The 23,333-nt window shown below is 55.6% G+C and carries 30 protein-coding genes; 5 read left to right on the top strand and 25 right to left on the bottom strand.

Features of this window, described 5'->3' with window-relative positions; genetic code table 11:
• Positions 1 to 93 precede the first annotated feature (93 nt).
• The 14 genes from BUA65_RS05320 to BUA65_RS05255 form a co-directional block, all read right to left on the bottom strand.
• A complete protein-coding gene (locus tag BUA65_RS05320; protein WP_072867797.1) occupies positions 94 to 285 on the bottom strand; it encodes a hypothetical protein in 192 nt (63 codons plus the stop codon).
• Positions 286 to 425: 140 nt separating this feature from the next.
• Positions 426 to 755, bottom strand: coding sequence for a type II toxin-antitoxin system VapC family toxin (locus BUA65_RS05315; RefSeq protein WP_341349607.1), 330 nt, complete (start codon positions 753 to 755; stop codon positions 426 to 428).
• Positions 756 to 852: 97 nt separating this feature from the next.
• Entirely contained in the window at positions 853 to 1,056 is a 204-nt protein-coding gene (locus BUA65_RS05310) for a hypothetical protein (protein WP_131821462.1), read from the bottom strand.
• 85 nt (positions 1,057 to 1,141) lie between these two features.
• On the bottom strand, positions 1,142 to 1,723 hold the full coding sequence (locus BUA65_RS05305; RefSeq protein ID WP_165613198.1) for a PH domain-containing protein: 582 nt from the start codon (positions 1,721 to 1,723) through the stop codon (positions 1,142 to 1,144).
• A 217-nt stretch (positions 1,724 to 1,940) separates the two neighbouring features.
• Positions 1,941 to 2,645 (bottom strand): FadR/GntR family transcriptional regulator, encoded by a 705-nt coding sequence (locus BUA65_RS05300; protein ID WP_072867793.1) that lies wholly within the window; start codon positions 2,643 to 2,645, stop codon positions 1,941 to 1,943.
• A 122-nt stretch (positions 2,646 to 2,767) separates the two neighbouring features.
• Entirely contained in the window at positions 2,768 to 3,613 is an 846-nt protein-coding gene (nadC, locus tag BUA65_RS05295) for a carboxylating nicotinate-nucleotide diphosphorylase (protein WP_072867791.1), read from the bottom strand.
• 99 nt (positions 3,614 to 3,712) lie between these two features.
• Positions 3,713 to 5,293, bottom strand: a complete 1,581-nt coding sequence (gene nadB / locus BUA65_RS05290) for an L-aspartate oxidase (protein ID WP_072867789.1) — start codon at positions 5,291 to 5,293, stop codon at positions 3,713 to 3,715.
• Positions 5,294 to 5,314: 21 nt separating this feature from the next.
• Positions 5,315 to 6,238, bottom strand: a complete 924-nt coding sequence (gene nadA, locus BUA65_RS05285; protein ID WP_072867787.1) for a quinolinate synthase NadA — start codon at positions 6,236 to 6,238, stop codon at positions 5,315 to 5,317.
• Positions 6,239 to 6,490: 252 nt separating this feature from the next.
• On the bottom strand, positions 6,491 to 6,874 hold the full coding sequence (panD, locus tag BUA65_RS05280) for an aspartate 1-decarboxylase (RefSeq protein WP_072867785.1): 384 nt from the start codon (positions 6,872 to 6,874) through the stop codon (positions 6,491 to 6,493).
• 88 nt (positions 6,875 to 6,962) lie between these two features.
• Positions 6,963 to 7,823: a pantoate--beta-alanine ligase gene (gene panC, locus BUA65_RS05275; protein ID WP_072867784.1), complete on the bottom strand. Its 861-nt coding sequence runs from the start codon at positions 7,821 to 7,823 to the stop codon at positions 6,963 to 6,965.
• 18 nt (positions 7,824 to 7,841) lie between these two features.
• The gene (gene panB / locus BUA65_RS05270) at positions 7,842 to 8,678 is read right to left on the bottom strand and encodes a 3-methyl-2-oxobutanoate hydroxymethyltransferase (protein ID WP_072867782.1); all 837 of its coding nucleotides are present in this window, start codon (positions 8,676 to 8,678) and stop codon (positions 7,842 to 7,844) included.
• Positions 8,675 to 9,592: a Rossmann-like and DUF2520 domain-containing protein gene (locus BUA65_RS05265; protein ID WP_072867780.1), complete on the bottom strand. Its 918-nt coding sequence runs from the start codon at positions 9,590 to 9,592 to the stop codon at positions 8,675 to 8,677. Before BUA65_RS05265 ends, panB begins: the two co-directional genes overlap by 4 nt.
• A 317-nt stretch (positions 9,593 to 9,909) precedes the next feature.
• Positions 9,910 to 11,481, bottom strand: coding sequence for a DUF3160 domain-containing protein (locus tag BUA65_RS05260; protein ID WP_084062084.1), 1,572 nt, complete (start codon positions 11,479 to 11,481; stop codon positions 9,910 to 9,912).
• Between the two features lie 142 nt (positions 11,482 to 11,623).
• A complete protein-coding gene (locus tag BUA65_RS05255) occupies positions 11,624 to 11,899 on the bottom strand; it encodes a nucleotidyltransferase domain-containing protein (protein ID WP_072867778.1) in 276 nt (91 codons plus the stop codon).
• Positions 11,900 to 12,529: 630 nt separating this feature from the next.
• On the opposite strand from BUA65_RS05255, the gene BUA65_RS05250 reads away from it, so the two are divergent.
• The gene (locus BUA65_RS05250; RefSeq protein WP_072867776.1) at positions 12,530 to 13,837 is read left to right on the top strand and encodes an MFS transporter; all 1,308 of its coding nucleotides are present in this window, start codon (positions 12,530 to 12,532) and stop codon (positions 13,835 to 13,837) included.
• A gap of 450 nt (positions 13,838 to 14,287) precedes the next feature.
• Entirely contained in the window at positions 14,288 to 15,520 is a 1,233-nt protein-coding gene (locus BUA65_RS05245) for an amidohydrolase family protein (RefSeq protein WP_072867775.1), read from the top strand.
• 63 nt (positions 15,521 to 15,583) lie between these two features.
• Here BUA65_RS05245 and BUA65_RS05240 read toward each other — a convergent pair whose 3' ends face one another.
• From BUA65_RS05240 to BUA65_RS05235, 3 genes are read right to left on the bottom strand one after another with little or no spacing between them, the layout of a single operon-like run.
• Complete coding sequence (locus BUA65_RS05240) at positions 15,584 to 15,916, bottom strand: type II toxin-antitoxin system PemK/MazF family toxin (RefSeq protein WP_072867773.1); 333 nt, start codon at positions 15,914 to 15,916, stop codon at positions 15,584 to 15,586.
• Complete coding sequence (locus BUA65_RS18185) at positions 15,916 to 16,089, bottom strand: hypothetical protein (protein WP_165613195.1); 174 nt, start codon at positions 16,087 to 16,089, stop codon at positions 15,916 to 15,918. Before BUA65_RS18185 ends, BUA65_RS05240 begins: the two co-directional genes overlap by 1 nt.
• Positions 16,090 to 16,102: 13 nt before the next feature.
• Positions 16,103 to 16,666: a HutP family protein gene (locus tag BUA65_RS05235; protein WP_072867771.1), complete on the bottom strand. Its 564-nt coding sequence runs from the start codon at positions 16,664 to 16,666 to the stop codon at positions 16,103 to 16,105.
• Positions 16,667 to 16,798: 132 nt separating this feature from the next.
• Here BUA65_RS05235 and BUA65_RS18180 point away from each other — a divergent pair, with 132 nt between their 5' ends.
• On the top strand, positions 16,799 to 16,966 hold the full coding sequence (locus BUA65_RS18180; RefSeq protein ID WP_165613197.1) for a hypothetical protein: 168 nt from the start codon (positions 16,799 to 16,801) through the stop codon (positions 16,964 to 16,966).
• Between the two features lie 111 nt (positions 16,967 to 17,077).
• Here BUA65_RS18180 and BUA65_RS05230 read toward each other — a convergent pair whose 3' ends face one another.
• From BUA65_RS05230 to BUA65_RS17850, 3 genes are all read right to left on the bottom strand, one after another.
• Positions 17,078 to 17,503 (bottom strand): PaaI family thioesterase, encoded by a 426-nt coding sequence (locus BUA65_RS05230; RefSeq protein WP_072867770.1) that lies wholly within the window; start codon positions 17,501 to 17,503, stop codon positions 17,078 to 17,080.
• A 263-nt stretch (positions 17,504 to 17,766) separates the two neighbouring features.
• Positions 17,767 to 18,000 (bottom strand): nucleotidyltransferase domain-containing protein, encoded by a 234-nt coding sequence (locus BUA65_RS05225; protein ID WP_072867768.1) that lies wholly within the window; start codon positions 17,998 to 18,000, stop codon positions 17,767 to 17,769.
• A gap of 37 nt (positions 18,001 to 18,037) precedes the next feature.
• Positions 18,038 to 18,214 (bottom strand): nucleotidyltransferase domain-containing protein, encoded by a 177-nt coding sequence (locus tag BUA65_RS17850; protein ID WP_114281461.1) that lies wholly within the window; start codon positions 18,212 to 18,214, stop codon positions 18,038 to 18,040.
• 210 nt (positions 18,215 to 18,424) lie between these two features.
• Here BUA65_RS17850 and hepT point away from each other — a divergent pair, with 210 nt between their 5' ends.
• Both hepT and BUA65_RS05215 read left to right on the top strand, forming a co-directional pair.
• Complete coding sequence (gene hepT, locus BUA65_RS05220) at positions 18,425 to 18,865, top strand: type VII toxin-antitoxin system HepT family RNase toxin (protein WP_084062081.1); 441 nt, start codon at positions 18,425 to 18,427, stop codon at positions 18,863 to 18,865.
• A 21-nt stretch (positions 18,866 to 18,886) separates the two neighbouring features.
• On the top strand, positions 18,887 to 19,312 hold the full coding sequence (locus BUA65_RS05215; protein WP_072867767.1) for a nucleotidyltransferase domain-containing protein: 426 nt from the start codon (positions 18,887 to 18,889) through the stop codon (positions 19,310 to 19,312).
• A 60-nt stretch (positions 19,313 to 19,372) separates the two neighbouring features.
• Here BUA65_RS05215 and folK read toward each other — a convergent pair whose 3' ends face one another.
• The 5 genes from folK to BUA65_RS05190 all read right to left on the bottom strand — a co-directional run bounded on the left by folK (position 19,373) and on the right by BUA65_RS05190 (position 23,155).
• Positions 19,373 to 19,876 (bottom strand): 2-amino-4-hydroxy-6-hydroxymethyldihydropteridine diphosphokinase, encoded by a 504-nt coding sequence (gene folK / locus BUA65_RS05210; protein WP_072867765.1) that lies wholly within the window; start codon positions 19,874 to 19,876, stop codon positions 19,373 to 19,375.
• Positions 19,877 to 20,113: 237 nt separating this feature from the next.
• Positions 20,114 to 20,470, bottom strand: a complete 357-nt coding sequence (gene folB, locus BUA65_RS05205; protein ID WP_072867763.1) for a dihydroneopterin aldolase — start codon at positions 20,468 to 20,470, stop codon at positions 20,114 to 20,116.
• Positions 20,471 to 20,860: 390 nt separating this feature from the next.
• A complete protein-coding gene (gene folP / locus BUA65_RS05200) occupies positions 20,861 to 22,075 on the bottom strand; it encodes a dihydropteroate synthase (RefSeq protein WP_072867761.1) in 1,215 nt (404 codons plus the stop codon).
• A gap of 33 nt (positions 22,076 to 22,108) precedes the next feature.
• Entirely contained in the window at positions 22,109 to 22,624 is a 516-nt protein-coding gene (locus tag BUA65_RS05195; RefSeq protein WP_242656237.1) for an HD domain-containing protein, read from the bottom strand.
• Between the two features lie 45 nt (positions 22,625 to 22,669).
• Positions 22,670 to 23,155: a DUF134 domain-containing protein gene (locus tag BUA65_RS05190; protein ID WP_072867760.1), complete on the bottom strand. Its 486-nt coding sequence runs from the start codon at positions 23,153 to 23,155 to the stop codon at positions 22,670 to 22,672.
• Positions 23,156 to 23,333: the final 178 nt, after the last annotated feature.

The raw sequence follows: 23,333 nt of genomic DNA, 5'->3' as shown, positions 1-23,333 counted from the left end.
CATCCCTTCATTAAACCGCGATAATTACGAAAATACGCATAGGCAAAAAAACTTTAAACACTAAGAACGGCACATCAGGCCTACCTGCCCCATCTATTTTTTAGACCCTCCCGCGCTGGAGAACCTTTCTTCAGGTCCGAAGAAGAAAGCAATATGAGCAAAGTGGAGGATAAATAACAACATTTCATAATGATTTTCTACAGCAAACACGCGATCTCCTTGTTTAAAAGTGTCAACCTTTGTCGATAGATGTAGCTTGTTGCAACGCACTTCGTCGTTCAGCACCGGGATTTGAACCTCCTACCTGCTTTCTGGAAATCCTGCAAGAAATCATGCTGAAGGTAGTAGAGTAACAAAAAGCTCCGGCAAAAATTCTTACCGGTGCTTCTGGTTCTCTGACCAAGATATAGCGGACTTTAAGCCTTTCACCAAACAACCTCTACCGGGTAACTGGCAATTTGGGGATCCGCAGTTATAATGGGCAGATTTTCTAACTGAGCCTGGGCAATCAGAAGGCGTTCAAAAGGGTCCCGGTGGAAATCCAGGAGGGTATAAACGTGAAGGGCGTGGCGCATCGAAACAGCCAGGGGCTCAATGGCATTGACGGCAAGTTGTTCGAGAATGAAGGGTTCCGGGTTATCCGGCAAAGAGAGCTTGCCAAGCCTGGCCTTAATAGCCATTTCCCAGCCGCTGGCGGCACTGAGGTACAGCTTATTTTCTCCACTGCTAATAATTTTCCGGGCTCGCGGGGACAACTGAGGATCGTCGGTAATCCAACCACAATAAAACGTGGGTGTCCAGCAGCGCTCTCATTTTTCAAACGCCTCTAAAATATTCTCGGGAAGAGGCTCATTAAAATCTGTGCTGATACCGACTCTCCCTTTTGCGCTGCCGGGAACGCGCCGGGCCGGCCGCTCCGTTACTGGAACCAGACGGGCTACTGGCGTGCCGGCTTTTGCAATTACAACCTCCGGCCTTGTCCCCCACCGCCACTAGCAGGAAGAGCGTCGCCAGCACGATTCCAGCCGCGGCCAGCAGCAAACTTAATACCAGCACCACCTTTTTCCCCCAGCCTCAGCACCTCCCCATTCCGGCGGTCTTCAACTGCGGCCCGCACCCCCGGACGCGCCGAACAGCACCGCTAAGCCGCAGTACCGCAAAGCCGGGTCCGCAGCGCATCGCAAAACCTTTGCGGTTCCGCAGGAGAAAGAAAGTACGGTTCCCGGTCCGTTTCCAGCACCACCATCTCGTTTTTCCAGGACGTGGCGTAGACCCTGATCCACCCTAGGCGCTCCACCTTGAACCGGCCGAAATAACCGAAAAGCCCCCACGGAGGGTAGGAGCCCAGCCGGACGATGGCGAAAGGCGGCCCGGCAAAACGCTGCGTCGCAACATTCTTCACCAGCGCGTAAGGCACGAACACCGGGCGAACCAGACGCCTGGTGATCCTTATTCCCTGGGCGTCCAGAATGTAAGCCGCGGGCGTAAAGGCAAAGAAAACAGCCATCAGCAACACTGTCATCAGCACTATGCCGCACAAAACGACAAAGAAACCCGGCAGTTCCGCCGGGTCGGATACGCCGACCGCTACACCCACCAGGGAAAGGACCCCGAGGGGAACGGTTAGCACTAACAGGGCAACTGTGGTCTCCGGGTCGGCAGGCGCCAGGGCAAATTTCTCCTCTGCCGCCGGGTGCGGCTGTCCCGTCCCGGTCACAAGCATCTCTCCTTCCTTCTCCATACTTAAGCGCAGCAGGCCCAGCAGGACGGCCGCGCCGGCTATGCTGGTGCCATAAAAAATCGCCGGGCACCCAGCCAGGCGGCAAACTGCCTGAATTCGCCCCGGCTCAGGTTCCTTAACCCGCCGGCCAGCTTCCACAGGACATGAGGCGGGGCCGGGGAGCTCGATAAGTTAATAAGTTAAGTGCCTGGCACCCAAATCAAATGCGCAGGCCTTTTTCCACCTTGTCCAGGTGGTCAAACATGGCCCGGCGGGCGTCCTGATCCCGGCCTTCTTTAATGGCCAGGAAAATGGCTTTATGCTCGTTCAACAAGCGCTGGGGCGTACCGGGCGTCATATAAAGCTGCATGCGGGCCGTACGCAGCACTCTCTGCATGGTACCGGCAATGGTGTTCATCAGTTCTACCAGCAGGGAATTGTGGGTGGCTTCCGCTATGGCATAATGGAATTTCCAGTCGGCCTTTTCCCCCAGGTCCCCGGCTTGAATATCAGCTTCCATCTGGGCCAGGGCTTCCTCCATCTGGGCCAGCTCCTCCGGGGTATGCCTCAAAGCGGCCAGGCCCGCCGACTCTACCTCCAGTATTTTGCGCAATTCCATCAGTTCTTCCGTGGTGTCCCGGTCCATTATTAATACCAGCGAGAGAACATTGATCAGAGCCTGGGGTTCCACCCGCCGCACAAAGGTGCCCTCACCCGGCCGTATTTCCAGTATTCCCATGGCTTCCAGGGCGCGAAAGGCTTCCCGTACCGCCGAACGGCCCACCTGGAGTTTTTCGGCCAGCTCCTTCTCTGAGATCAGCTTATCCCCGGGATTTAATACACCTTCGGCAATTAATTGCTTCACCTGATCAATTATTTCCTCGTAAATTTTCCTGGGCTTTATTGGTTTTAAGGCATCGTACAACGGCCCCCACCTCCCCGCCTCCTGTCGTATTCTGAAAGGGCCACCAAACTATCCGGGTGGCAGCCGTCCCCTGTTTGCCCGGGTAAATGACGGGCGCCGCCCTTTTCATTTTTGTAATTATTCTACAGGGGCTTCATTTCTCCTACATCCAGGCTGATGTCCAGCGACCGGGCGGAATGGGTAAGCGCACCCAGGGAAATGAAATCCACTCCCGTGCGGGCAACCTCCACAATGTTTTGCTCGTTGATTCTCCCCGACGCCTCCAGGTAAGCCCGGCCGGCTACAAGCTCCACCGCCCGGGTCATGGTGGGAATATCCATGTTATCCAGCATAATGATGTCGGCCCCGGCGGCAAGGGCCTCTTCTACTCCGGTCAAATCTTCAACCTCAACTTCCACCTTCATGGTATGTGGTATGTTGGCCCTGGCCAGCTCCACCGCCCGGGTGATGCTCCCGGCCACCTTAATGTGGTTGTCTTTAATCAAAACGGCGTCGTACAGGCCGAAGCGATGGTTGAGAGCCCCCCCCACCCGCACAGCGTACTTTTCCAGGATGCGTAAACCGGGGGTAGTCTTGCGGGTGTCCACTATTTTGGCCTTAAACTCCCGGATGAGCTCCACCAGCCGGGCGGTATAAGTGGCAATGCCCGACATGCGCTGCAGAAGGTTTAAGGCTACCCGCTCGCCGCTCAAAATGGCCCGGGCCTCCCCCTCCACCCGTGCCAGGAGTTGCCCGGCCTGGACTCTTTCCCCTTCCCGTACCCGAATTTGAAAGGAAATGTGCGGTGAAAGCCGGCGGAAAACGGCCCCGGCCACGGGCAGGCCGGCCACCACTCCCGGTTCCTTAGCATGAATAAACCCGATGGTGGTGTAATCCGGTGGTACGATGCTGTTGGTGGTTACATCGCCGGTGCCTATATCCTCCTTGAGCACTCGGTCGATCAGATCCTCTAGAACGATGTTCTGCATGCCTCCATCCCCCTTTGAATGAACCGCACCCTGCTTTGGCCGGGCAATTGAGTTGCAGTTCTTTATTACAGTTCCTTAATTATATATGAGCCAAACCTCTTAGCGGCGCAGGATAACATGCTTCAGCCACAAGTCCCGGGATTGGGGGTAATCCAAACGGTAATGGCCTCCCCGGCTTTCCGTACGGATCAGCGCTGCCTGGGCAACCAGCTGCCCAACCGCAAGCATATTCCATACTTCCATTTCCTCTATGCTCCGGGCCTGATATCCGGCCAGATACGACCAATCCTCGAAAAAGGCCAGGGCCTTTTCCAGCCCTTCCGCCGTACGGACCGGCCCCACATATTTCCCCATCACACTTTGTATTTCCTGACGCAAACGAGCTGCATCCACTTCAGGGGCATCGGCCAGCTCCCGACAGGAAAATTCCGGATGCCCATGGCGTCGCGGGGGCAAGCTGTTCACCCGCTCCACAATGCGACCTCCGAAAACCAGGCCGTCCAGCAGGGAATTGCTGGCTAGACGGTTGGCACCATGTACCCCCTGGCAGGCCACCTCGCCGCAGGCGTAGAGCCCCTCAATACTGGTTTCCCCATAAAGGTTGGTTTTTACTCCTCCCATCATGTAGTGGGCCGCCGGAGCCACGGGAATGGGGTCTTTGGTGACGTCCAGGCCGTAAGAGGCGCAGGTGCGGCTGATGGTGGGGAAACGCTGCTGGACCATGGCCGGATCCAGGTGGGAAAGGTCGAGGAAAACCCTGTCTGATGCGGTACTGCCCATCTCCTTGAGCATGGCCCGCACCACCACGTCCCGGGGAGCCAGTTCCGCCAGTTCGTGATAACGGGGCATAAACCGTTCTCCGTAACGGTTCCGCAGGTAAGCACCCTCGCCCCGCACGGCTTCGGAAATAAGAAAGGGAGGTGCTCCGGGAAGGCTTAAGACGGTGGGGTGGAATTGAATGAATTCCATATCCATCACTTCCGCGCCGGCCCGCCAGGCCATGGCAATACCGTCCCCCGTGGCCACCGCGGGATTGGTGCTGTGTTCAAAAAGCTGGCCCAGCCCGCCGGTGGCCAGCACCACCGCCCTGCCCCAGAAGACCTTGAGCTCCCCCGAGGAGCCGTCCAGGGCGAGCACGCCATAACAGGTGTTATCCTGTACCAGAAGGTCCACCGCAAAATGGTTTTCCCGCACTTCAATGTTTGGAGCCAGGCGTGCCTGCCCGGAAAGCACCCGCTGGATTTCCGCCCCGGTGGCATCCCCGGCAGCATGGAGAATGCGCCTCCGGCTGTGGGCCCCTTCCCGGGTAAGGGCCAGTTGACCGTTTTCCCGGTCAAACTGCGCCCCCATGTCGATCAATTCCCGCACCCTGCCGGGGCCCTCATTGACCAGCACACTCACCGCCTCGGGATCACAAAGCCCCGCCCCAGCGGCCAGGGTATCCTTTAGATGCAGGGCCGGAGAATCGGAATGACCCAGGGCGGCAGCAATACCTCCCTGGGCCTTATCGGTGTTGCTATCCTCCATGGTGTACTTGGTCAGAACTACCACCCGCCGGTTGAGACGGCTGGCTGCGTACGCAGTATACAACCCGGCTATACCACTGCCCAGGATTACATAGTCCCAATTTTCCTGGGGCAGCTGCCGGGTATCGAAGTTGACCAGATATCTGCCGGCCAATTTTTGATCCCTCCTGTGGAATCAGGTCACCGCCAGCATCCGTTCCAGGGAACGCAGTGCTTTTTCCCGGATCTCCGGCGGCACCGTCACCCGCGGTTCCAGGGTAACCAGTGCCCGGTGCACCTTCTCCAGGGTGGTGGCCTTCATGTTCGGACAAATTAACTTATCGGAAGCCAGGTAAAACTCCTTATCCGGGCATTGCTTGCGGAACTGGTGTAAAATACCCGTTTCCGTACAGACAATAAATTCCCTGGCGTCACTTTCCCGGGCAAAGCGGATCATACCCGTGGTGCTGGCCACGGCATCAGCCAGGTCAATCACTTCCGGGCGGCATTCCGGGTGAACCAGCACCAAAGCGTTGGGATGGGCTTCCCTGGCGGCCAGCACATCTTCAGCAAACAGTTTGTCGTGGGTGTTGCAATAACCTTCCCAGAGGTGAATCCTCCGCCCAGTCCTTCTGGCCACGTATTGCCCCAGGTTCTCATCGGGGATGAAAAGTACCGGCCGGTCCTCCGGCAGCGAGGAAACGATCTTCACCGCATTGGCACTGGTACAGCACACGTCGCTTTCGGCCTTAACGGCGGCCGAGGTATTCACGTAGCAGACCACTATGACCCCGGGGATTTCCTTTTTCTTCTCCTGCAGGGCCTCCACAGTCACCATATCGGCCATGGGACAGCCGGCTTTGATCTCGGGCAGGAGCACAATTTTGTCGGGAGACAAAATGGCCGCACTTTCGGCCATGAAGTGGACGCCGCAAAAAACAATGACTTCCGCGTCGGTTTTGGCGGCCTGCTGGGACAGTCCCAGGGAATCCCCCACAAAGTCGGCAATTTCCTGTACCTCCGGGCGCTGATAGACGTGGCTTAAAATTACAGCCCGCCGTTCTTTTTTCAATCGTTTAATTTCTTCAGATAAGTAACGAATTTTATCTTCAGTAGACATAGTTTCACTCCTTAACCATTTAAACCATGACTATCCAGAGCAAAAACCACATCCTACCATAGCGCCCACGGAAAAATAACCGCAAAAAGCAACCGAAAATGTCTACAATCATGAGATAATTCTAACCACAGGCGTTGAGAATTGTCAAGAGCCAGGTCGTTGCGGAAAATTTAAACCAAAACCGCCCTATACAGCGTTAGGGTGGGGTAATTTGCTTTGTGCCGGATGTTTACAACAAAAGGAGGCTCAGCTTTAGCCCACCTCTCCCGGTGCCTCTTCTCGCCGGATCTCCACCACCCGGTTCTGCCCGTCCACCATGACCACCGTGGGCGAAAAACCGGCCGCTTCCTCCGGGGTCATCATGGCATAGGAAATGATAATGACCGTGTCCCCGGGCTGCACCAGCCGGGCGGCGGCACCGTTAAGACAGATGACGCCGGAATCCCGGGGCCCGCTGATGACGTAGGTTTCAAACCGGGCCCCGTTGTTGTTGTTAACAACCTGCACCTTTTCGTGGGGTAAAATGCCGGCTGCTTCCAGCAGCGCCCGGTCAATGGTGATGCTGCCCATATAGTTCAGGTTGGCGCCGGTTACAGTAGCCCGGTGAATCTTGGACTTAAAGAGCGTAATAAACATGCCAGCTTACCCCCCTTCCCTTGAGACGTTCGGCTTCCGGCCCGGCGTCCTTCTTCAGGTGGCGCCGGGCCGGACGGAAACTTTAAATCTACAGCACCCCATCCGGGCTGCCGAGCACAAGGTTATCAATTAACCGGGTAGAACCGAAGCGTACGGCCAGGGCCAAAAGGGCCGGCCCGTCAAGCCTGGATACCGGCTTCAAATCGGGAATTGACCGGATTTCCACGTAGTCGATCACAGCCCGGGGCTCGGCGGCAATCATGCCCCGCACCAGTTCCACCAGCCGGCCTGCATCCCGCTCCCCTGACTCGTAAGCCCGGCGGGCGGCCTGCAAACTTCTGGGAAGCACGGTGGCGGCCCGTCTTTCCTCCGGGCTCAGGTAAACGTTGCGGGAACTCATGGCCAGGCCGTCTTCCTCCCGTACCGTGGGCACCGTAACAATTTCCAAATCCATGTTCAGGTCTTCAACCATACGCCGGATTACAAGGGCCTGCTGGGCGTCTTTCTGGCCGAAAAAGGCCCTGTCCGGGCGTACTATGTTGAACAGCTTGGTCACCACCGTGGCCACCCCCCGGAAATGACCGGGCCGGGAAAGCCCGCAGAGGCATTCAGTAAGACCTTCGACATCGACATGGGTGGCAAAACCGGGCGGGTACATCTCCTCCACGGAGGGATGGAAGATAGCATCCACGCCCACTTCCCGCGCCAGGGACACATCCCGGTCCAGGTCCCGGGGGTAGCGGTCGTAATCCTCCCGCGGACCGAACTGCAGCGGGTTGACGAAAATGCTGACCACCACCACATCACAGGCCTCTTTTGCCCGGCGCATGAGGGTGAGGTGACCCTCGTGGAAATAGCCCATGGTGGGGACAAATCCCACGGTCAGGCCCCGGGAACGAGCCTGGCGTACAAAATCCCGGATTTCTTTTATCGTGTGGCAGATGAGCAAGGGATACTCCCCCTTCGGTTAATACAATTTGCTCAACACTTCCTCCGACATGTCAAAACCATGCTCCGGGCCGGGGAAGGCGCCGCTCTGCACTTCCTCCCGGTAGGCCTTGAGCGCCCGGGCAATCTCTTCGTGGAGGTTGGCATAACGCTTGGCAAATTTGGGCGACTTCCCCAGGAACATCCCCAGCAGATCGTGGGTCACCAGGACCTGCCCGTTGCAGTGGGGTCCCGCGCCTATGCCGATGGTGCATACCTCCAGGGTTTCGGTAAGCAGTTTGGCCAGGGGGACGGGTACACACTCCAGAACAATGGCAAAAACTCCTGCTTCCTGAATGGCCCGGGCGTCTTCAAGAAGTTTTTTCGCCTGGGCCTCGTCCTTGCCCTGCACCTTGTAACCGCCCATCTGGTGGATGGATTGAGGCGTTAAGCCCAGGTGGCCCATCACCGGAATGCCGCAGGACACCATAGCCCGGATGGTATCGGCCACCTCCTGGCCGCCCTCCAGCTTAACCGCCTGGGCGCCTCCTTCCTGCAGGATGCGGCCGGCGTTACGCAGAGCCTCTTCCCGGGAAATGTGGTAGGACATAAAAGGCATGTCACCGATAACCATGGCCCGCTTGACCCCCCGGGTGACGGCTTTAATGTGGTGAATCATATCGTCCATGGTCACGGGAATGGTGGAATCATAGCCTAAGACGGCATTGCCCAGGGAATCTCCCACTAAAATGGCATCAATCCCCGCTTCATCCACCATCCTGGCCATGGGATAATCGTAGGCCGTGAGCATGGTAATTTTCCGGCCGGTATTTTTTGCTTCCCGGAAATACGCAGTGGTGACCCGCTGGTTACTCATGAGGATACCTCCTTGGATTTGGATACATCTTCACCATTGGCCGAAGCCATAAATACCTCTTCCAGTTGCCGGGCCTGCCCGGCATCAATGCTACCCTTTTCCCTGGCCACCTGGATGGTGTATAACCCCAGCAGGCGGTAGAGCCGGGACTCCCGGTTCCCCACCCGGTCCAGGGCCGGCATGTGCCCGGCAATGGTGGGTACATCTCCCCGGGCCACCGGGCCCGTAAGGGCTTCCACTGGTCCCACCCGCCGGATATTGTTTATTGTGCCCCGCACCAGGGGATACAACGCCTCAAAAGCTTCCTTTTGGGAGAGGCCAAAACGCCCATAAAGGTTGGTCGCCAGGTGCATCAAAGAAACCAGGTAGTTGGAAGCAATGCAGGCCGCCGCATGATACAGGGGCTTGTCTTCAGCCTTGATGATAAAGGCATGTCCTTTTAAGTCGTCAACGACCTGCCGGGCCACGGGAATGGCCGCCTCATCCCCCTCCAGGGCAAAGTAAGACCCGGAGAGGTTTTCCATGGCCCCGGCAACATCGGCAAAGGACTGTAACGGGTGGATGGACACGGCCAGGGCCCCTGCTTCCCGCACCCCGTGCAGTTCACTGGATGCATGGGCGCCGCTGGTGTGGGCCACCACCTGCCCGGAGCGGAACCCTCCTTCCCGGGCAATAAGCTCCGACACCGGGGCAATCTCCCGGTCGGGCGTGGTAATAAAAACCAGATCGGCCTTTAACGTTGCCTCCCAAGGCCGGTCATAAGCGCTGCAATCCAGAGACCGGGCCAGTTTCTGGGCCGACTCAGCCCTTTTACTGGCCACGGCCACCACCGGGTAACCCCGGTCCCTTAAAAGCAGGGCCAGGGCGCTGCCCACTTTACCGCAGCCAACTACTGCCACCGAAGGTTTATTCATCAGTCCCACCCCAAATCGGAAAAACTGGTTCCGGCGAATAAATGTTCTACCCATTTTCAATTAAAAAATGCCTTCCGGGCTCCCGAAAGGCAATCAATCTTCCCCTTATCACCTCCGTCTCGGTCCTTCCCGGCTCCAAGCGGCAAGACTGGTGTTCGGTTGTTGAGGTACTTTTGAACTAAAAGGTATGGTTCCAGCGGGGATACCATCCCATGGGTAAATTTTATCATACACCCCGGCAAAGATACAATAAATTTTTGAAAAAGAGGCTGAAACAAATAACACGCCTGAGTAAATTTCAGGTGAGAATTATTTAACTACCCTCCCAGGTCAAATTTGTAATTACCCGGGGCAGGTATACCACCTTCCTCTTTAGTGATCAGGGAAAATCCCCAACCGTTCCATCGCCAGGCACTCACCTGTCTTACCCCGGGATCGGAGTAATCGCCTTCAATGGCAATCAGCTCATTTTTGCCGTCTCCATCAATGTCTACCAGGTCTATCTCAATAAGATGTTTCTGTGCATGAACCTCTGGCCAAACCACCTTTTTGGGCAGCGGATGCCGTTTACCGGGCGGTAAAAGCCTGTTTTCCGGGTAATTTTGATAATCCGTTTCTCCCAGGGCCTTTAAAATGTTGTATGCTTCCGCAGACCCCATGGCCGCCGGAATATCCAGGCCCCTGGGCAGCATCCTCCTTTCTCCCCGGCTATTTTCCTTTACCTCCCGGTAAACCAAACGCTGGAAAATGGCGGCGTCAACGGTAAACCGCTGCCCCATAAAGCGGAAACCCTTGATTTCCTTTTCCCGGTCGGGCTGGATGGTTTCATCAAAAATAGGCATGGAGTTAATGGTCGGCGGCGGCAGCTCCCGGGCCGCCTCAAGAAAGGTATTCCACTTTTCACTATCGGAAACGATTGTCTTTAGATCGAAGCTCGAACCATAGATATTTCCAAGCAGTTCCTGGAGCTGGCGATAAGTAATGTCGTCACTCTGGCCGACGAAAAAGGATGTGGGCGCGTAAATTTTTTCCCAGCGCTGACGGTTTTCATCCTGAACCAGGGCCAGGGTAATGAGCAGGGCGGATTTGGTTTCATCTTCGTTACTGAAGCGGAAGGTCTGCCTGCCATACCACATCATCGTTTTAAAATAAGCTTTCAGCAGGTCTGTTTTTTCGTAATGCCCCCGGGGTATGTATTGGGAGTAGTCCTCCCGGGGAGCATTTAGCGGATCGTCGCTGCCTCCCACGTTCATCACCGGGGAAATTTCAATCCCGGCATGCTTTCCGATCAGTGCCAGCTCCCTGGCGACCTCACTACTTACCACTGCCGGCACGGCGCTCCCGGGGTTCATTAGTTTGGCAGCTACGGCAAAAAAGCCCAGGTTTCTCTTCGCCGCGTTTTCCCAGGCAGTACCTTTCAACGCGGCATAATGTTTTTCCGCCCGGGAAAGCATGACCCGGTTCAGTTCTTTTAATTCCGGAGCCAGTTTCTCTGTTTCGATTACCCGGAGCAGGTGGTCAAAAAACAAATGGTAGTTGTGAAGAAGGGAATCGGTGGTGACAAACAGAGGCACCGGCTGGTAGCGGTTCATTTCGTAAAGCGTAAAAAATTCCCGGTGGTCCCTGCTGGGCACTACCACAAAGCCGTTTTGGATTAACAGTTTCCGGGCTGCCCCGGAAAGCTGGAACATATCTTTGTTGGTGATATTGCTCAGGTCTTGTGCTACCCGGTAGGGTTTCACGGCAGGTGTAACCTTGACCGGCTCTTCTTCATAGGCGGCAAAGTTTGAAGCAAAGGCGGTGGGTGGCAGGAAGGTTTTTTCAGCCTGTTCCCGGACACCGGGCGTGGCATGATTGGCACAGCCGCCAACCAGCACTACCAGGAGCATCAGGATAAAGATTCCGCCTGGAAGGGAAAATATGAAGGGAAATCTTTTACCCGCCCTTGGATCTTTTTTCCTTCTTTTTAACAAGCTCACTTTCCCATTCAATAGATTCGCACCCCTTTAATGTTCTTTTGTAGCAGCTCCCTCATTTTATACGTGCAGGGCATGCTGCTCGGTTAATTAATAGACGCACTAGCATGCCTCCTGGTTCCTTTTTTAAAAAAATTTTTTTGCTGACGGCAACAAGGTAAACATCACTACCAACACCCCAGTCACCCCGGGCATAGGAACCGAAGTAGCCGATGTGCCGGATGTCTTTTCGCTTTTCGACCATTTCCGCCGCCCACCGGCGGACGGCGCGGTCGACAAGCCGGACGTAAGGCCATTTGAGCACGGACGAACTCAATGATTTCACGGGCATAGCGTACAGACACCCCCACTCTTTTGCAACGCAAGTGAAAAGCCAGTTTAAAAAATAGTGTCTATATCACGGAAATAATAAACAGGCCCCTGAGCGCTTCTCTTGTTCTCAGGTATCTACGTCAACCAGTCACCATATATTGCTGGAAAATATGTCAGTGAGCTTATTTCCCTTGTTTCACCAGTCAAAGTATTATATACTACAATTTTTCCCTAGGCACATTATGCTTCCAGGTTAATAATCCTTTGGAAATAGTCAAACCCCAGGCTTCTAAATGTGAATCCGGATTATATCCTGTAATCCGTTCAATATTTCCAGACGCAATATCGTATACTTCAACATTTTTAACCTCTGAATTGCCAGATCGATACGTTATCCAGGCAACATGAACATCCCATATTACTGGACATATGGAAGGTTCCGAACCTAATATTTTTTTTATAACTTTTGATGCTAGCCAATTTTTGTAACGAACGGTCCCCAAAAAGCAATTGGCCCGCATAAGGTTTAACCAGGCCCGGATGCAGGTACAACAGAAAAAGTGGTTTCAGCGCGTCACTAAAGAAGGAGTTCGGCGGCGAAAAAAAGAAATAATTAGACCAGTCAAATACCAACAGGTGAATAAACAAAATGCGCGAAACCCGGCAACGGGAACACATCCCACTGGTACAGCTGGCTTTAATTCAATTGCTGGTACTATTGCCGGCCTACTGTTTGCCGGCCGTCCTGCCCCTGGTGGAAAAGCAGTGGGGGATCAGCCATGGGGAGGCCGGGATAATGGTGGCTGCCTTTCAGGCCGGGTACATTGCGGCAGCCCTGGTGGCCCTCCCCCTCACCGACCGCATTGACGCCCGCTATGTGATGGCCGGAGGAGCCATTTTATCGACTTTCACCCATACCCTCTTTCCCCTGCTGGCCCGGGATGCCTTATCGGGCACCCTGCTGCGGACGCTGGCCGGAGCGGGGCTGGGAGGCATCTACATGCCCGGGATCAAAGTCATTTCCCTGACCCCCAGATCCCGTGGCCGGGCAGTGGGTTTTTACGTTTCCTCCTACCTGGTGGGCACTTCCCTCTCCTTTGCCCTCACCGGGGCGCTTACCGCTTTTTTTACGTGGCAGGAGGCCTACCTGGCTCTGGCCGGGGTCAGCTTTGCGGCTATCGCCCTTTCTTTCTGGCTGTGGCGCCAACCGGGAACCGCCTTTTTACCCGGCACCCGGAAAGCAAAAATCCCGGCAAACAGTTCCGGGAGAGATGAAACACCCGGTCTTGCTTCGCAGACCGGGCCACCGGAACCGGCGCAGGGAATCCAGCAGGTTGAAACCAGCCAGCGTAACCTGGCCATGGTTCTGGTCATCCTGGCCTATGCGGCCCACATGTGGGAGATGTACGGGTTGCGTTCGTGGTTGACGCCCTTTCTTACCGTCGTTTTCCAAGACCGCTACGCCCAGGCCACTTCCCTGGCGGCCACCCTCACGGCCCTGTCGGTAATGCTGGGGGCTCCATCCACCCTGGCCGCCGGTTGGCTCTCAGATCGCCTGGGACGCACGGGCACGGCCATGGCGATCATGCTCACCAGCGCCGCCTGTTCATTCTCCATGGGCTGGCTGCTACCGGCACCGCCGTGGCTGTTGCTGCCGGTGGGCCTGGTCTACAGCTTGACGGTTACGGCTGATTCACCGATATTTTCCACCGGACTGGCGGAAATCGCCCCCCGGGAAAAACTAGGCCGCATCATGGCCTGGCAGACCTTTGTGGGTTATATTGCCGCCACCGTGTCTCCCGCAGTTTTTGGGCTGATTCTTGACGTTTATTCCGGTCCGGCCGGCTGGATCCTGGCTTTTTCCAGCCTTGGTGCCGGGGTGCTGGGTGGAGCGGCGCTAATGTTTTACCTTTCTTTTTTACCGGCAAGCCGGGCCATGGGCGAAAGGCCTCGGTAGAACACGTCTTGCTGTCACAGGCACCACTTACTTAATTCATGCTGTTATTGAGTCCCTGATCAATGCGTGCCCTTAAAAAAGTGTATAAGAACATCAATCAATGAGTATATAAACAATGCCAACCCAACACCCGCAACAATCTTGCCATATTTTAACCGGCGCAAGAAGCGGCCCTGCTGCCAGGCCGATTCGAAAGGATCTAAATATTGATAGTGAGGATTGCAGTGGCTTCCACATTCGGAGCAAATGTCTTCTACCACGCGTCCCCCGCAGTAGGGACAGAGCTTACCCGGAGCTCTCATGGGGCAACACCCGCTTTTTATTTTTAGACCGTGCCATGAAAATATGCTCAAAAGGTCTCTCCTAACATATGACGTATGGATTATCTGCTTTGTTCCCGCATAGGAGCAAATTTTTATACTCCTTTTTCTACCGAGGCGAGGATGTCCCATGTCTTTAATAAATCTTGGCCCCGGCCAGACCTTGCTCATCAAAGCCTCCCGCATCTGGCGGGGCACGCCGGCACCGCCCCAGGAAGGACTGATATATGTCCAGGGCGGGAAAGTAATAGCCATTTCCGCCGGTAATGACCCTGAGGAATACCTTTGCACAGACCATTCCCGAGAACCGGTACCCGTACTCGAACTCCCCAATTGCACTGTGGTCCCCGGCTTCATCGACTGCCACGTCCACCTGGCTTTGGACGGCAGGGATTTTTCGAGGGCGCAGCAGCAATGGACCGCCCGGGGGGAATTACTTGAGCGGGTGAAGGCGGATTTAACAAATACCCTGGAACAGGGCATTGTAGCCGTACGGGACGGGGGAGACCGGGCGGGTATCGGCCTTGAGGTAAAACAACTGGTTGCAACCGGCAGGTTGGCCGGGCCTCTGGTACTGGCCTGCGGGCATGCGCTGCACCGGCAGGGAAGGTACGGCTCTTTCCTGGGACCGGGTTTAACCCCGGGGGAGCTGGAAAAGGCGGTGGATTCCCTGGCCCGGCAGGGAGTGGACCACCTCAAGGTTCTGGTATCGGGAATTGTAAGCTTTTCCGGGTACGGGCAGGTGGGCGGCCCCCAGTTCACCCGGGATGAACTGCAGCGAATAGTCTACCGCGCCCGCAGCCGGGGGTTAAGGGTCATGGCCCACGCCAGCGGGGACGATGCCGTTCGCCTGGCCGTGGAAGCCGGGGTGGATTCCATAGAGCACGGTTATTTCCTCAGCGAAGAATCCCTGCACTACATGGCTGCTCGGGGTATTGCCTGGGTGCCCACGGTCATCCCGGTAGCCGGCCAGGTGAGGGGAAAATGGCGGGCACAATATACGGCCCGGGAAATTGAGGTCATCACCCGCACCTGGCGGCGCCAGGTGGAAATGATCAAAAAGGCCCTGGAAATGGGCGTTACCCTGGGGGTGGGCACCGACGCCGGGGCCACCGGTGTATGCCACGGACAGGGCTTCCTTGAGGAACTGCTGCTTTACCGGGAAGCCGGCCTTTCCCCGGCGGATATTCTTCTGGCCGCCACCCGCAACGGCGCGGCCATCCTGGGACTGGAGCACATGCTGGGCCGCATCGAACCGGGGCGACCCGCCTTCCTGGTGGCCGTGGAAGGCAACCCCTGGGAGGACGTCAGCGCCCTGGCCAGGGTAAAATATGTATTCCGGCCCGTCTGCAGCTATATATGACCCCCGGCAAACCCCACCGCCTGTTAACACGAGCACAAGCCTTTTCCTGACCATCTTTCACGTTTAATTTAATGCCAGGAGATCCTGAAGGGAGGCCTGCAGGGCCATGAAAAAAGAGGTACTGGCTACATTGCCTTGAAAGTCTTTTAAACGACGCTTGTCAACAGCTCGTATCTGGTCAGGAAGTGCACGGGTGACTTTGCCGTGAAAGGTTAATTCCGGTCGAAAAGTGGCGGGCCTGGCTCCTGTAGAAAGAGGAACGATTACAACGGTGGAAAGATAGTTAAATGGTTCATCGGACACCACCACCGCATAGTGAGGCCCCCGAAGAATATGGCCCGTTCCTTCCAGACTAACTCTATAAATATCTCCTGGACGGGGAATTTCGGCGGGCATCAAAGCTCTCCCCTTTCGGCCCGGGCCATTCTTTCTATATATTCCGAAAAGTCTGCTTCCGCCCAGGCCGCGAGATCTTCTTCTTCCGCCAACCGGCGACACTCTTCCGCAAGCTTCTTCCGTTTTAGCTCCTTGACATACCGTTCTACCGCACTCCGCACGAAGTCGCTCAAAGTCGGAAATTCTTCAGGGTTGCGTACCTCCTCTATGGATTTCAGAAGACTGGTGGGCATGCGAATCGTCGTGCGTACCTGCTCCATAGTTATCACCCCAAATGTCAGACATTGCTGCATACATTTTAGCATACAATAAAGCATGATTCAATACGGCCCGGGAAATTGAGGTCATCACCCGTACCTGGTAGCGCCAGGTGGAAATGATCAAAATTTCAGGATCAAGCCATTCGTCGTTATTACCCTCGGCCGGGATCATCCGGGGACCTCTCACCACCGCAAAATTTAGACCAACGGTACGCAGTATTTGACCCAGCTCCAGCTGCCCGCGGCAGACCCCATAGAAGACCTCGATGATGGCGTGGTAGAGGGAATGGACGTGCCTGTACCCGCTTTCCAGGAACTGCTCCCGCTGAACGGCCGTTTCCACCGCGGCCACCACCTTTTCCGCAGTCATGGAGCCCACCTTACCCACAACGGCCCGGTACCCCAATCTTTCGACCTCGGCGAGCAGCGCCGGAAGCTCTTCCCTCTCCGCCACGGCCAGCTTGATGGCCACCCTTCCGATGGTCTGCATCCTCTCACCCCCGACCATGCATAATATAGCGCCTGTAAGGTTACTCCCGTGGTTTGTGTGTCGCAAAATCGATGCCAACCATGTTGAATAACCAGCCTTGCATCGGATACACTATCATCCGGAGGTGCCAATGTGAGCAAAAACGAAATCCGCAAAGAACAAAAGACCTTCCGGCATGAGCTTGTAAGAGAAGAATCCCCCCTGGAACTCTGGGACCTGAACGCAAAAGGCAAACACTTGAGAGAAAACCCCTATAAAACACCGCCAAATAACCTGACCACCAAAAGAAAGGATAAGTAAGGAGCATTAGGCAAAAGCCCCGGGTCAGTAGCCCAGGGCTTTCCTAATTTGGAGTCAGCCAATAAGGGGGATACTGCCCCCTGGCACCTCCCATCATTTTAAAATCCGGGGTCAGGTTTCCTTTTGCTGGTTCTGCCGGTAGACCAGGCCCGAAGCTACGGCCAGCAGTTCCCCCCGCTGGTTCTCCACGGTAATCCGGTACAACCCGGTATGGCGGGTTAAATTTTCCTCCCGGGCGGTGGCCACCAGTTCATCCCCGGGAACACTTTTCTTTAAATAGCTGATGTTCATATTTATACCAACGGCTGGCACACCCCGGGAATTACTGGCGATACCAAAGGCCACATCGGCCACGGTAAAAATGACCCCCCCGTGGGTAATGCCGTGAATGTTGGTCATCTGCTCCGTCACCTTCAACCTCACCCGGGAATAACCGGGCTCGAGCTCCACTATTTCCACCCCCAGCAACCTGGGGAAAGGGTCATTTAAAAGCCACTCTTTCAATTCCCCGGACAGGGTGACATGTCCATCGCTCATCTTATCTCCCCCGTTTTTGATCCAAACGGATTATTTGTTAGGAACTGGAACCTCTTCCCCAGGAAAAGCGCTGGCAACCGGTGATTGATGCCAGGCTGGCCAGCTTTTACCCCCGGCTACCGCTAATATAAGATAACACAGCAGGGAAAAAGCCCCGCACAGGTGCGCCAAGAAAGCATCAACGTCTTCTTTTTTTGCTATTCAACACCTCATTAATGCTGGTCACCTGTTCCCGTATATAGCTAATTTTGGCCATTATCCGTTCACGATCCAGGCCCACCGGCCATCACCCCAACAAAAATTTCTTCCAGTGCCGCCCGGTACCGCGGGTACAGATCGGCATACCTTCTACTGACGTACTCCATTACATCGGTAATGCGCTCCATATCCCTGGCATAGATTAATTTCCCTTCTTTAATCACCCGAAAAGCAAAAAGCAGTCTTTCCGGGTTCAGCAAAACAATATCATAGGGACGTCCTTCATAAGGCGGAAGCAAAAGAGATATGGCTGATTCCAGCTGGTCTTATTCGACACTATCCAGTATTAATCCCCGGCTCCAATATTAGGCCCAGGTCAATATCACTATCCGGCCGGCATAGCCTCAGAATGGAGCCAAACAAATAAGCACCGGCCACCTGGGGAAAATTTTGCAGTGCTGCTTTAACCTGTTCAACCACCGGATCAAGATTGACCCGCATCAGTTCGTTCACTCTAACCACCACCTCTACAGCGCCGGGACTATTGTATTATGATAGGTGCAACCAATAAATATTTTATCATAATTAAATATGGAAATGACGCATGTTTTTCTATCCCGGCATTGCTAACCAATATGCCCTCCTTGATTTCCCAGGGAAAAGAGGATATACTTTCCATAAGGATATGACGAACATAGTGCCGGTTATGGAGGAAAACACGCAATGAAAATGAAATTATCTATAAATACAAATAAACTGCGACAAAAGGCGGCGGACATCCGTCAGGCCCTGAGCAGGCTTAAGCCGGTGACGGAGCTCACCATGGAAGAGTTTTTAGCTGACGAGCAAAGGGTTGCCGCGAGCAAGTATTACCTGATTGTGGCCACCGAGGCGGCCATTGATATCTGTAACCACCTGGTTGCCCGGCTCACCGGCAGGGCTCCCAACTCCTATGCCGATTGTTTCAACATTTTATCCGGGGAGCTTTTTTTAAGTCCTCCGCTGGCTGAATGCCTGATCCAGATGGCAAAGTTCCGCAACCTGTTAATCCACCGTTATGGCGACATTGATGATGTTAAGGTATACCATATCATTTGCAACAACCTGGATGATCTGGAACTATACCTGGCTGAAATTGCAGCCATGGTAAAATGCGATCTGTGACCATCCGAAAGGAATGGTTTTATGCACAGGCGATTTTCCCTGCCGGAAAAGGAACGCCCATCGATTTGCCAGCTGGCCGCCCGCCTGCTGGTTAAAAGAAAAGAAATTATATTCGCCTATGCTTTTGGTTCTTTTGTGGAAGAAGCTACCTTCCGGGATATTGACATCGGAGTGTATTTGCAAAAAGAAACCATCCCCCGGGAAAAGACTCTCGAATATGAGCTTTCCCTGGGTGCGGAACTGGAGCGGGAAATACATTACCCGGTGGATATAAAGGTGTTAAATTATGCTCCCGTAACCCTGTGCCATTCGGTTACCGACGGCAAGGTGCTTTTCAGCCGTAACGACGAGGTGCGGTTTGAATGGGTGGAAAAGACCTGGGATATGTACCTCGACATGCAGTATTTTTTACGCAATTCCCTGCGGGATTTGTTGTCACCGGGGTAACCAGCCCGGGTGAGGGAATAAAAAGCCCGGCTGTTACAGGCAAGCCGGGCTTCTCTTACGTCAAAGCAATTGACTTTCACTTTTCTCCAGTTGTTCCACCCCCTGCCGGCCAACACCGGCCAGCAGCTCCCTCACCCCGCCCCGGCCCGGGATGACCAGATCGGGCGCCAGGTCGGCCAGGGGCACCAAGACAAAGGCGCGCTCGTGCATACGCGGGTGGGGAACCACAAGATCGGGCTCATCAATTACCTGCCCGTTATAAAGGAGCAGGTCCAGGTCAATTACCCGGGGGCCCCAGCGCACACCCCGCACCCTTCCCAGGTGGTTTTCCACTTCCAGGCAGGCGGCCAGCAATTCCCGGGGGGAGAGGGTGGTTTTTATTTCCGCCACGGTATTGACAAACCAGTCCTGGTCCGTATAACCCACCGGGTCGGTGCGGTAAAAGGGAGCCACCCGCAAAATTTTAATCCCCGGCAGCCGGCCCAGTAGTTCCAGGGCAGCTTTTATATTAGCCTTCTTCTCCCCCATGTTAGATCCCAGGCCGATGTAAGCCATAACTTCCATCTTAAGCCCCCCATATGGAACATTACCAATCCCGTAAACCATCGTCTTTTTCACCGCTTCTTGTTTACTGGATAAGTAACCGGAGGATAAAAGGCGGTTCAGTTCGTCCAGGGAACAGCGTCACTGACCGCCGGGGTAAGCGGACAGGTTTAATCAAGCCGCGCTTTCCCACTTACTAGGCTGGGATAAAGGCTTCACACAGCCGCGGCCGGACGGGGCGCATATGAACATATCTGCTCAGCGCCGGCGCCGGATCTCCACGCCCATGTATGCGAAATGGCCGGGCACAGGGGCGCCGGGTTTCTTTACCCGAACCAGCACCTCGCTTACCGGAAAATGTTCCAGGATGGCACCGGCCACCTTTTCCGCCACCGCCTCAATCAGGCGGCAGGGGGCACCGGTAACAACTTCTTCCACCACCCGGAAAACCCGGGCATAGTTCACCGTCTGTTCCGGGTCGTCGGTCCTGCCGGCGGTAGCCAGGTCCAGGGACAATTCCACATCGACAATGAAGCGCTGGCCCAGGTGCTGTTCCTGGGGTAAAACTCCGTGATAGCCGTAAAATTCCATACCTTTTAAAATTAATCGGTCCACTGGCTCTACACCTCAAACCCGTACAATTCGTAAATATGTAGTAAAACCGTTATGAGCAGGATGCGGCGCTGTCCGGAGCGAACGACTTGCGAAGCGCCGGTAACAGCACCCGGTGAAGCGAGGCTGCCGGCTCGGCTCTCGAGGACGCATGATAAACTATCCGGAAGAAGAGCTTTTAAGTCATATTGTTTCAAGAGGTAACAACGAAGAATGATTAGTGGCGGGCAATCCGCAGAGAGCCAGAGCCGGCCCGAAGCGAGCCGCGGTGCTGTCGGCGCGGAGCACTGGAGTGAGCGGGGACAGCGCCGCATCCAACCGGACTCACTGAATATTTACTAAAATCCAAACTTAAAAAGAATTAAAGGCGGCAATCACTAGCAGCCGCCAGTCTTACCCTTCCCCACAGGCGCAGCGCACGGGCTTTCGCCGCACCATGGCGTCGGTCATGCGGGCCACCCGCACCATTTCCTTTACATCGTGCACCCGGACGATGTCCACCCCGGCGGCAATGCCAACGGCCACCGTAGCCGCCGTACCCTCCACCCGTTGATCCACGGGCAGGTCCAAAGTCTTGCCGATCATCGACTTCCGCGATGTCCCCAGCAGCACCGGCAACCCCAGGCAATCCAGCTCCGAAAGCCGGCTCATGACCTCCAGGTTTTGCTCCACGGTTTTGCCAAAACCAATCCCCGGGTCGATAATGATTTTGTCCCGGCAAATACCCGCCTCCAGGGCCAGGGCGATGCTTTCCCGGAAGAAGTGGATCATATCCCCCATCAGGTCCTCGTACTCCGTGCCCCTCTGGTTATGCATGAGGATCACGGGAACATCGTAGCGGGCCACCACCGCCGCCATTTCAGGATCGGCCCGCAGGGCCCACTGGTCGTTGATGATGTGGGCGCCAATTTCCAGGGCCTCCCGGGCCACCGCGGCCTTGGTGGTATCAACGGATATGGGCACCGGGATCTCCTGCACCAGCTTTTCCAGAACCGGGATTACCCGGCGCATTTCTTCATCCACCGTTACCGGCGTGTACCCCGGCCGGGTGGATTCCCCGCCCAGATCGATAATATCCGCCCCGTCCTCCACGAGGCGGTGGGCATGCTCCACCGCCCGGGACGGATCGCTGAACCTGCCGCCGTCGGAAAAGGAGTCAGGGGTTACGTTGAGAATGCCCATGACCAGTGTCCTTTCCCCCAGCACCAGTTCCTTTCCCCGGCAGTTCAACCTTCTGGCGGGCCGTCCCTCCAGGTGCTGCAGGACACGGCGGATCTCCTCCGCCAGGGCGGGCAAGCCGAAGGGCTGCATCTTGAGCTTGGCCAGCAGGGCGTCAAACTGTTTCAGGGTGCCCATAAGCAAGACATCGGTTTTGTCTACCGCATGGTCGACTACCCCCCTGGCCACAGCCGCCTCCCCGCCCTTGGCCAGCATTTCCTGCTTGAGAATATTGGCCTGAACGGGAGTCAGGCCGCTGATCTTTAAAACCCGGTGGACCGCCTTGGGGGCCATCAACCGGCAGCCGGCCTGGTCCGCCCCCACGGCAGCTATTTCTTTCAGGGCCTGGGCCCGGTTTTTTATTTCGATATTTCGTACCTGTACGGGCAAAATAAACCACTCCCGCGTATCTTTTATATACTTTCAATAAACCAGCGTCTCCCGCAGTGTGTCCATACTACCAGCCTTGTAGCATTGACCGCGGGCGGCACAAAGGGCACAGGGGCGGGCCAGGTCATCGGCCCGGCATAAGAGGCGCCCCAGCAATCCTCCCCCGGGATCCCCCCGGCGGTGGGCGGCAATAGCCCGGGCAATCACCTCAATTTCGTGGGGCAGAAACCCCGCCCGTTCCAGCACCGGGCGGGCCAGGCGCGCCCCTGCCAGAGCGTGGTCTTCACCACTGTCATACTGCTGCCAGCGGGCGATATCGTGCAACAAGCCGGCAGCATAAACCACCTCTTTGGCCGCCTGGTGGCTACCCAGCCGGTTCTGGCCAATAAATTCGGAAAGCTGGTTGCCTTCCACCATTAAAATATAACTGATCCGGGCCACATCCAGCATATGCTGAAAATCATGCCGGCAAAAGGGCCTGTCCACTTCCCGAGCCGCGTTCTGCTCCAGGCAGTAGCGGTAAAAACCATCCTCAATAATCCGTCCCACCCGCTGCAATGGACCCACCCCGCCCAAATCACAAGGAACGAAAACCTACCCGTTTTCCGCCAACCCGCCCTGTTTGCTGCACTTTTCCCAGCGCTGGCAGCGGAAGGGCCTGCCGTCCTGGTCGATACGGTAGAACTCGGTGCTCCCACAACTGGGGCAAACCATCTCCGAGCCCCGGGGGCCCTGGCCGCATGGCAGCTCCCATTCGTGGCCGCAATTCTCGCAGTGAAAGCGGCGCATAACCAGCTGGAAGTTGCCGCCCTCCACCCGGATGGCCTTGCCGTTGACCAGCGCCTCGGCCACCTTGGCCCGGGCGGCGCTCAAGATACGGTGGTAGGTGGGACGGGAAACACCCATCCTTTCGGCACAGGCCTCCTGCTCCAAACCCAATAAATCCTTTAAGCGTATCGCTTCCAGTTCCTCAACTGTGAGGCCCACCTCTTCCAGGTCCCGCAGGGGAACCCCCGCCGGCTTGAAAAAGGTAAGCCGGGGCAAAAACTCCACCCGTCGGCATTTCGGCGGTCTGGACATTGACCAACACTCCCAACTAAACTGCATTTTTTAGAAAATTTCTTACTCCGGCCCTATCAGGATCCATCGCCTGATAAGATTGGCGGCCATTGATATCATTATAATGGCAACCTGAACGAATGTCAATTTAATAACCAGATAGTTCGCATTTCTCTGATACTATTTTGAACAAAAAAAA

The sequence above is a fragment of the Desulfofundulus thermosubterraneus DSM 16057 genome, from assembly GCF_900142025.1.
GTDB classification, from domain to species: domain Bacteria; phylum Bacillota; class Desulfotomaculia; order Desulfotomaculales; family Desulfovirgulaceae; genus Desulfofundulus; species Desulfofundulus thermosubterraneus.
The sequence above is the reverse complement of the archived record's forward strand: the minus strand, read 5'-3'. Positions and strand labels throughout refer to the sequence as shown.